The organism is uncultured Arthrobacter sp., from assembly GCF_964021775.1.
In the GTDB taxonomy this organism is placed as follows: Bacteria; Actinomycetota; Actinomycetes; order Actinomycetales; family Micrococcaceae; genus Arthrobacter.
On record NZ_CAXHZI010000014.1, the window covers coordinates 78184 to 86224 of the forward strand.

Below are 8041 nucleotides of genomic sequence, written 5' to 3' on the forward strand. Positions count from 1 at the left end.
GGTGCCGGTGGGGATTTAGCGCAGGCCGGTTTTGCGGTGCAGGGCGAGGTGGATGAGCTCGTCGATCAGCTCGGCGTAGCCCAGCCCGGAGGCTTTCCACATCTGCGGGTACATGCTCTTCGGCGTGAATCCGGGCATGGTGTTGATCTCGTTGATGATCAGCTCACCCTCCGGCGTGTAGAAGAAATCCACGCGGCTGAGTCCCTCGGCGCCGACGGCGTCGAAGGCGACCGCCGCCAGTTCCCGGACCCGGGCGATGGCTTCATCGGGGAGGTCGGCCGGGCAGCTGAGCGCCGCGGCGTCGTCGACGTATTTCGCATTGAAGTCATAGAAGTCATGCCCGCCGCCGGCAACCGAGATTTCGCCGGGCATGGACGTTCGCGGCGCATCGGTCCCCCGGCCTTCGAGCACGGCGCACTCAATCTCGCGGCCGACGATGCCGGCTTCGATCACGAGCTTGGGGTCGTGTTCGCGGGCGGCCTCGATCGCGGCGTCAAGGTCCTCGAGCGAATCCACCTTGGAGATCCCCATCGAGGAACCGGCGCGCGCCGGCTTGACGAAGACGGGGAAGCCGAGCTTGTCCACGCGCTTGCGCACCAGTTCCGGATCGGTGAGCCACTGCCGGTCCGTCACCGCGATGTACGGTCCCACGCGCAGCCCGGCGGACTCGAAGACCACCTTCATAAAGTGCTTGTCCATGCCGACGGCCGACGCCAGGACACCGGCGCCGACGTAGCGGGTGTCGGAAAGTTCCAGCAGGCCCTGGATGGTGCCGTCCTCGCCGAACGGGCCGTGCAGCAGCGGGAAAACCACGTCCACTGAGCCCAGTTCCTGCGGCACCTGGTTGGGCGCAGCAACGATCAGCTGGTGTTCCCCGCCGATCTCGGCCAGTGTGACCGTCTGGTCCGACGGCGCCACTTCCGGCAGCGCGGCAGCGGACAGCGACCACTGCGCGGTGTCCCCGGACGCCAGCACCCACTGGCCGGTCTTGGCGATCCCGATCGGGATCACCTCATACTTGGCTTGGTCGATCGCGCCGAGGACCCCGGCCGCCGTGACGCAGCTGACCGCATGTTCGCTGGAGCGGCCGCCGAACAGCACCGCCACCCGGGGCCTGGTCCGGCCGGACGGCGTTTCTGTAGTCAAATTCTTTTCCGACACTCTTAGTAATCGCCTTCGGATTTCAGGTCCCGGGACAGCAGCAGCGGTCCCAGTTCGTCTACGGACAGTTTTCCGGCCAGCACGGCGACGACGGCGGCGGTAATGGGCATCTCAACGCCCAGCTTGCCGGCCAGTTCATGCACGGCCTGCGCTGACTTGATGCCCTCGGCGGTCTGCGTCATCTCCGCAGTGACCTGCTCCAGGCTCAGCCCGGTTCCCAGCAGCCGTCCGGCAGTATGGTTCCGCGAGAGCGCTGAGGAACAGGTGGCGACGAGGTCGCCCAGGCCCGCAAGCCCTGCCATGGTCCGGGCTTCGCCGCCCAGGGCCAGCGTCAGCCGGGAAGTCTCGGCGAGTCCGCGGGTGATCACGGAGGCCTTGGTGTTGTCGCCCATCTGCTTGCCTTCGCAGATCCCTACGGCGAGGGCAATGATGTTCTTGACGATGCCGCCGATTTCGACGCCGACCACGTCCGACGTCGTGTACGGCCGGAAGTAGGGGGCCGTGCAGCTGCGGGCCATCCAGCCCGCCGCCGCAGAGTCGGCGCAGGCGACGACGGAGGCAGTCGGCTCTTCACGGGCAATCTCCATGGCCAGGTTGGGGCCGGAAACCACGGCCACGCGCTCGGCCGGGATGGCGAGCTCCTCGCAGATCACTTCGCTCATCCGGGCGTCGGAGTGCAGTTCCAGGCCCTTCATCAGCGAGACGACGAGGGCGTCCGGACCAATCAGGTCCTTCCACTCGCGCAGCTGCGGGCGGAGGGTCTGAGCAGGGACGGCCAGAACCACGAGGTCCGCGCCGCGGAGGACCTCGGCGACGTCGGTGGAGGCGGTGATGCTGGCGGGCAGCGGTATGCCCTTGAGGTACTGCTCGTTGCGGTGCTCGGTGTTGATCTGCTCCACGACGGCGGCGCGACGGCCCCACAGCCGGATGGTGCGCTCAACGCCGGACGCGGTGGCGGCGTCGGCGAGGATCTTCGCGAACGTGGTCCCCCATGATCCGGCGCCAAGGACGGCGACACGGGCGGCCGCGTCCGTCGCGTCCAGGGCGGGGAGCTCCACGGTCACTTCGCACCGTCCGCGGCGCTGCCGCTGTCCGGTGCTGCTGATCCGCCGGGCTTCCCGCCGCGCTCGATGAAGCGGCCGTGCGTGGACTGGTTGTGCGCCGAAGGGTCCCAACGGACCAGCGGAGGCTGTCCGCCGCGCAGGGTGGCCAGCAGCTCGGTGATGGCGTCCATGATCACGTTGGTCGCCTCGGTGAGCGTCGCCTTGTCCAGCGGGCGTCCGGCGAAGGCACTCAGGTCCACAGGGTCGCCCACCAGCACACGGGAAGTCTTGCGGGGGAAAACATGGAACCGTTTGGCGTAACGCGGGAAAACTTCGTGCGCGCCCCAGTGGGCCATCGGGACCACGGGGATCCCGCTTTCCAGCGCCATCCGGGCGGCCCCGGTGTGGCCCCGCATCGGCCACAGCTCCGGATCACGCGTCAGCGTGCCCTCCGGGTAGATGATGATGGCGCCGCCTTCGTCCACGACTTCCTTGGCAATCTGCAGCGAACGGTTGGCCCCCGCCGTCGAGCGTTCCACCGGCACCTGCTTGGTGTTGCGCAGCACCGAACCCAGCACGGGAACCTTGAACAGGCTCCCCTTGGCAAGGAAGTGCGGCATCCGATTCTGGTTGTAGAGCATGTGCCCGATCACCAGCGGATCGATCTCGGTGCAGTGGTTGGGCGCGGCAATGAAGCCGCCGGCGGGCAGCTTCTCCAGCCCCTCCCACTTCTTGTTCATCAGCAGGTTCATGACGGGCCGGACGATCCCGGCCACGATGACAAAGGTGATGTGGCTCTTGGCCGTTTCTTTCACGAAGTCCCCGCTACCGGGTCGAGGTGATGTCGAAATCGGCGCCCAGGCCGGCGAGCTTCTCCGTGAAGCGCTCGTAGCCGCGGTTGATGATGTCGATGCCGGTGACGCGGGAGGTGCCGGTGGCAGCGAGCGCCGCGATGAGGTGGCTGAAGCCGCCGCGCAGGTCCGGCACGTCAATATCGGCGCCCTTGAGCTGCGTGGGTCCGGAGATAACGGCGGAGTGCAGGAAGTTCCGCTGGCCGAAGCGGCACGGGACGCTGCCGAGGCATTCGCGGTGGACCTGGATATTTGCGCCCATCCGGATCAGGGCGTCCGTGAACCCGAAGCGGTTTTCATACACGGTCTCATGCACGATCGAGACGCCCTCGGCCTGGGTCAGGGCCACCACCAGCGGCTGCTGCCAGTCGGTCATGAAGCCGGGGTGAACGTCGGTTTCCAGGACCAGCGGGTTGAGCTTTCCGCCCGGGTGGTAGAAGCGGATGCCGTCCTCGCCGATGTCCATGCCGCCGCCCACCTTGCGGTAGGTGTTCAGGAACGTCATCATGTCCCGCTGCGTGGCGCCTTCGACGAAGATGTCGCCGCGGGTCACCAGGGCGGCGGAGGCCCAGGACGCGGATTCGTTGCGGTCGGACAGGGCCCGGTGGTTGTAGCCGCCCAGGTCCTGCACTCCCTCGATCCGGATGGTGCGGTCCGTCTGGACGCTGATGATCGCGCCCATCTTCTGCAGCACGGCTATGAGGTCCACGATTTCCGGTTCGGTGGCCGCGCCGGAGAGTTCGGTGATGCCCTCGGCGCGGGTGGCGCTCAGCAGGACCTGCTCGGTGGCCCCCACTGACGGGTAGGGCAGGGCGATTTTGGCACCCTTGAGGCCGTTGGGCGCGGAGATGTGGATGCCGCCCGGGCGCTTCTCCACGACGGCGCCGAACTGGCGCAGCACGTTGAGGTGGTAGTCAATGGGGCGGTCGCCGATTTTGCAGCCGCCGAGGTCCGGGATGAAGGCCTCGCCAATGGCGTGGATCAGGGGTCCGCAGAGCAGGATCGGAATGCGGGAGTCGCCGGCGTGCGCGTCGATGGCCGTGTGCGAGGCCGTCTTGGCGTTGGTGGGATCCAGCGTGAGGTCCCCGGTGACCGGGTCCTTGTCCACGGTGACGCCGTGGAGCTGGAGCAGGCTGGTGACAACCTCAACGTCCTTGATCTCAGGGACGTTGCGCAGCACGGACGGCTCATTGCCCAGCAGGGCGGCAACCATCGCCTTGGGGACAAGATTCTTGGCCCCACGCACGACGACGCGGCCGGTCAGCGGGACGCCTCCGCGGATTGTCAGAACACTACTCATTTACCAGTTTCCTCACGACTACTCGCCCCCAAATCCTTACAAAGGCTCCAGCTAAGCATAGGAGCTAGCGTTACCGATCTGAAATACGGCGCGCTCCGGGCCGGCTTGACGCGTCCGTTCAGGTCCCTGCGCTCCGGTCTGTTCCGGGAGCGTTTCGCGCGTAAGTACTCAAGTAGTTTTCGGACGTCCCGGCGCGTTCAGCCCGGATTATGCGCGTATTCCCCACGCCTGTAGTAATCAGCCGGCGCCCCTAACCTTGGGAGAGGTCGTGCATACGACTCTCCACGGCAGCTAGTGCCGCCCACCGGAACCACGACGGCGGGTGGGAATCGAGGCGGCAATGGGCGCGAATGACTCCGCTCCTGGACGCAGAGCCGTGCTCGGCGCCGCGATCGCGGCACTTTCGTGGGCCGCCGCCGAGGCGGCGTCGGGGGCCGCAGCGGGCGGGACCCGCCCGTCGAACCCGTTGCTGCAGGCCGCCGCGGCGCGGGAGGTGCAGGGCACGGCGTCGCCGGTTGCCGGGTCTTCCAACCAGAGACCGGTGCGGGTGTCGGCCAAGCGTCCCGGCGTCACGAGCGACGTCGCCTCCAAGCGGTGGACCACCCCCAAGCTGGAAGGCTTCCTGGGCCAGCACGCCTCCACCCCGCAGCAGCGCAAGGTGGATGTCTACATCAACTCCACGCTGGGCAGTATCCGGATCAAGGCCTACCGGATCGGGCACTACAACGGGGAGGGCCAGCGATTGGTCTGGACATCCGGGCCGGTGCGGGTCCAGCGGCAGCGGCGCTTCGCCGTCGGGAGCAAAACACGGATGGTGTCCTGCCCGTGGCGTGTCAGCACGAGGGTCGACACGACAGGATGGCCGGACGGGCTCTACTACCTGGCCTTGGCCGGCGCGTCCGGGCGGACCCACCGGATCCCGCTGGTCGTCGAGTCCGCCTCGGTGCTGGGCAAGGCCGTGCTGGTCTTCAACGACTGCACGATGCAGGCGTACAACAAGTGGGGCGGCTATTCGCTCTACACCGGGCCGAACCATTCGACGGCCACCCGGTCCTACAAGGTCTCCTTTGACCGGCCCTACCGGAACTTCGACGAGGTGGAACTTCGCAACGCCCCGCTGGTCCGCGCGGCGGAAGCCATCGACGACCCCGGGGTCAAGCTCGCGTACACCACCGAGGCCCGGATCAGCCGGAACCCCGGGCTGGTCCATGGCGCCGCGGCCGTAATCTTCGCAGGCCACTCGGAATACTGGTCCCCGGCACTGCGCCGGACTGTGGAAGGGGCACGGGACAAGGGCACCAACATCGTCTTCTTCGGAGCCAACAACGTGTACTGGCGTACCCGATTGGAGTCCTCCTTCACCGGGACGAACCGGGTCCTGGTCTGCTACCGGAAGGCCCGGCTGGATCCGTACCGCCGCCGCCACCCGGAGGCCGTGACCACGCAGTGGCGCGAGGGTCCCGCCGCCAAACCGGAGTCGACGCTCACGGGCTCGGTGTACGGCGATCTTGGAGTCAAGGGGACATTCACCGTGACGGACCCTGGCTTTTTCGCCTTCGCCGGCACCGGCGCTGGCCGCGGGGCTCGGTTCCCCGGCCTCACCGCCGGCGAAACCGACCGCGTCTACCCCAAGGCAGTCCGCCGCGCCTTCGCCTACGCCAAAAAGCTCCACATCTTTGCCCATTCCCCGGCCTCCGGCAAACACGACTCCCGTGGCTGGTCGGACTCGACGTTTTACGTTGCCCCCTCAGGGGCCGGGGTCTTGAACATGGGCACCATGGCCTGGTTGCAGGCGCAGGCCGACCGCGCCGTCCCGGCCCGGTCCCGGAAGTTCGCCCGGCAGGTAACCCAGAACATCATCCGCGAAGCGGCCCTCGGCCCCCTGGGGCACCGCGACCGCCGGACCCGTCCGAACCCCACCGGGCTCCCCCGCGATAGACAGCGGCGTCGGATTCTTATTTGAGTGGCGCCTGCTCAGGCGTCACACAGGGTGAGCCGCCCGCTCTGGCGCGAGCCACGCCGTCGTCCGTGTCGCAGTGCCGCAGTAATGTGGGCCGCATGGAGATGCGTCTAGAAGTCGTGCAGGTGCCGGTGTCCGACGTCGAACGGTCAAAGTCCTTCTATACGGAAAAGCTGGGCTTCGTCCTCGATCACGACGTCGAGTACATCCCCGGGATGCGGGTGGTGCAACTGACGCCGCCGGGCTCGGCTGCCTCGATCGTCATTGGTACCGGGATGACCAGCATGGCGCCTGGCAGCCTCGAAGGCCTGCAGCTGGTTGTGCCCGACATGGACACTGCCCGCACGGAGCTCCTGGGCCGGGGCGCCGAGATCAGCGAGGTCCAGGACCTGGGCGGAGTGCAGTTTGCCTACTTCGCCGATCCGGATGGCAACCGCTGGGTTATCCAGGGAGCAATTGGTCCCGGCGCCGCAGAAGGCCGCCCCGAGGGGTCCGGGGCGTAGCCGGCCCCGGCAGGCACCGGGCCGAAGCGGCCAGTCGGCCGCTCAGTCCGCCGCCGCTCAGTCCGCCGCGGATCCGGGATTCAGTCGCGCCACCGCCGTCGACAACGCGGTGGCAAAGCCGCACCACGCCGCGTAGGGGGCAAGCGCCACTCCGGCGCCCCGGTTCAGTTTGTAGGTCCGCCGCACCAGATCGGCGCTGCTGGCGGTCAGCACGGCGCATTCCGCAGCAGCCACCCACGGCCGCCGGGCGCGCCAGAACAGCCAGCTCCACGCCGCATTGAGCACCAGGTTGGCCGCCAAAGCGGAGCGGTAGGCAGTTAATTCCTGCTGCCTGGCCGTGCTGACGGCGGCCTCTTCCCCATCGCTGCTGTCCAGTGCGACGGCGGAGCTCACCGCGAGGTCCGCGTACAGCGCCGTCCAGACCACCGGAAAGGCGATGGCGGGCGGCTGCCAATCAGGTTTGCGGAGCAGCCGGTACCAGGCACCGTCCGGGTCCGTCGCCACTCCGCCAGCCACCGCCGTCGCGGCTGTCGCGGCTGCCGTCCACACCACGGTCATGAGTCTCATAACTGCTCCTTTGGCTCCAGCTAGGTCACTTGCCCGAGTGGCGGGCGGCCGAGTAACGGGCGGCCGTTCCGCCGTATGCCCGGGTAACGGGCGGCCGTTCCGCCGTATGCCCGATGATACGTCCGTTGTAGGCGCCGCTGGTTTGGCCGACGGGGCTTATTAGTAGTGAGCTTGCCTGCATGCCGCGGCCCGCACACTGGACCCGGGCCGTCCGCTCCCAACGGACCCCGGCCGTGCTGCTGGCCGAGCATCTCCTTAACCCGCCGGATGTTCCGGCTGCTCTGCACTTTAAGTGTCGGAGGTGACCGATAGCGTGTTTCCATGGACGGCAAGCAAGGGCCCGACGTGGCTCTGACGGACAGCGTAACGGTCGCGGACCTTGCGCGGATGCTGGCCGGAATCCCGGCCCCGGCCAGTGCCGCGGCCCTCATCGATGAAACACGCGAGCTGGAGGACCTGAAGTCAGCCCTGGCCGCCCGCCAGGCCTGGGACGCCGCCGCCTTCGACCTGTCCCAGCGCCGCGAACAAGCCCTTGCCGGCGTTCCCTCCGACCAGCTCGGCACCGGCGTCGCTGCGCAGATCGCCCTCGCACGGCGCGAGCCCCCGGCCAAAGGCGGACGGCTCCTGGGCCTCGCCAAAGCCCTCGTCACCGAAAT

General features: G+C 67.9%; 7 protein-coding genes and 1 pseudogene. 3 read left to right on the forward strand and 5 right to left on the reverse strand.

Going from position 1 to position 8041, the window contains the following annotated elements:
- Positions 1 to 15: 15 nt before the first annotated feature.
- Genes ABIN76_RS12515 through murA form a run of 4 tightly spaced genes read right to left on the reverse strand, consistent with a single transcriptional unit; the run spans position 16 to position 4355 of the window.
- Positions 16 to 1161: a D-alanine--D-alanine ligase family protein gene (locus ABIN76_RS12515; RefSeq protein WP_346960017.1), complete on the reverse strand. Its 1146-nt coding sequence runs from the start codon at positions 1159 to 1161 to the stop codon at positions 16 to 18.
- A gap of 2 nt (positions 1162 to 1163) precedes the next feature.
- Complete coding sequence (locus tag ABIN76_RS12520; RefSeq protein WP_346960026.1) at positions 1164 to 2219, reverse strand: NAD(P)H-dependent glycerol-3-phosphate dehydrogenase; 1056 nt, start codon at positions 2217 to 2219, stop codon at positions 1164 to 1166.
- Positions 2220 to 2221: 2 nt separating this feature from the next.
- A complete protein-coding gene (locus tag ABIN76_RS12525; protein ID WP_346960018.1) occupies positions 2222 to 3019 on the reverse strand; it encodes a lysophospholipid acyltransferase family protein in 798 nt (265 codons plus the stop codon).
- Positions 3020 to 3029: 10 nt separating this feature from the next.
- Positions 3030 to 4355: a UDP-N-acetylglucosamine 1-carboxyvinyltransferase gene (gene murA / locus ABIN76_RS12530; protein WP_346960019.1), complete on the reverse strand. Its 1326-nt coding sequence runs from the start codon at positions 4353 to 4355 to the stop codon at positions 3030 to 3032.
- A gap of 340 nt (positions 4356 to 4695) precedes the next feature.
- Between murA and ABIN76_RS12535 the strand changes: the two genes are divergently transcribed.
- Complete coding sequence (locus ABIN76_RS12535) at positions 4696 to 6318, forward strand: N,N-dimethylformamidase beta subunit family domain-containing protein (protein ID WP_346960020.1); 1623 nt, start codon at positions 4696 to 4698, stop codon at positions 6316 to 6318.
- Positions 6319 to 6413: 95 nt separating this feature from the next.
- Positions 6414 to 6818, forward strand: a complete 405-nt coding sequence (locus ABIN76_RS12540; RefSeq protein ID WP_346960021.1) for a VOC family protein — start codon at positions 6414 to 6416, stop codon at positions 6816 to 6818.
- Between the two features lie 57 nt (positions 6819 to 6875).
- Here ABIN76_RS12540 and ABIN76_RS12545 read toward each other — a convergent pair whose 3' ends face one another.
- On the reverse strand, positions 6876 to 7385 hold the full coding sequence (locus tag ABIN76_RS12545) for a TspO/MBR family protein (RefSeq protein WP_346960022.1): 510 nt from the start codon (positions 7383 to 7385) through the stop codon (positions 6876 to 6878).
- Between the two features lie 387 nt (positions 7386 to 7772).
- Here ABIN76_RS12545 and ABIN76_RS12550 point away from each other — a divergent pair.
- Positions 7773 to 8041, forward strand: a pseudogene (locus tag ABIN76_RS12550) (HNH endonuclease); the annotation flags it as partial.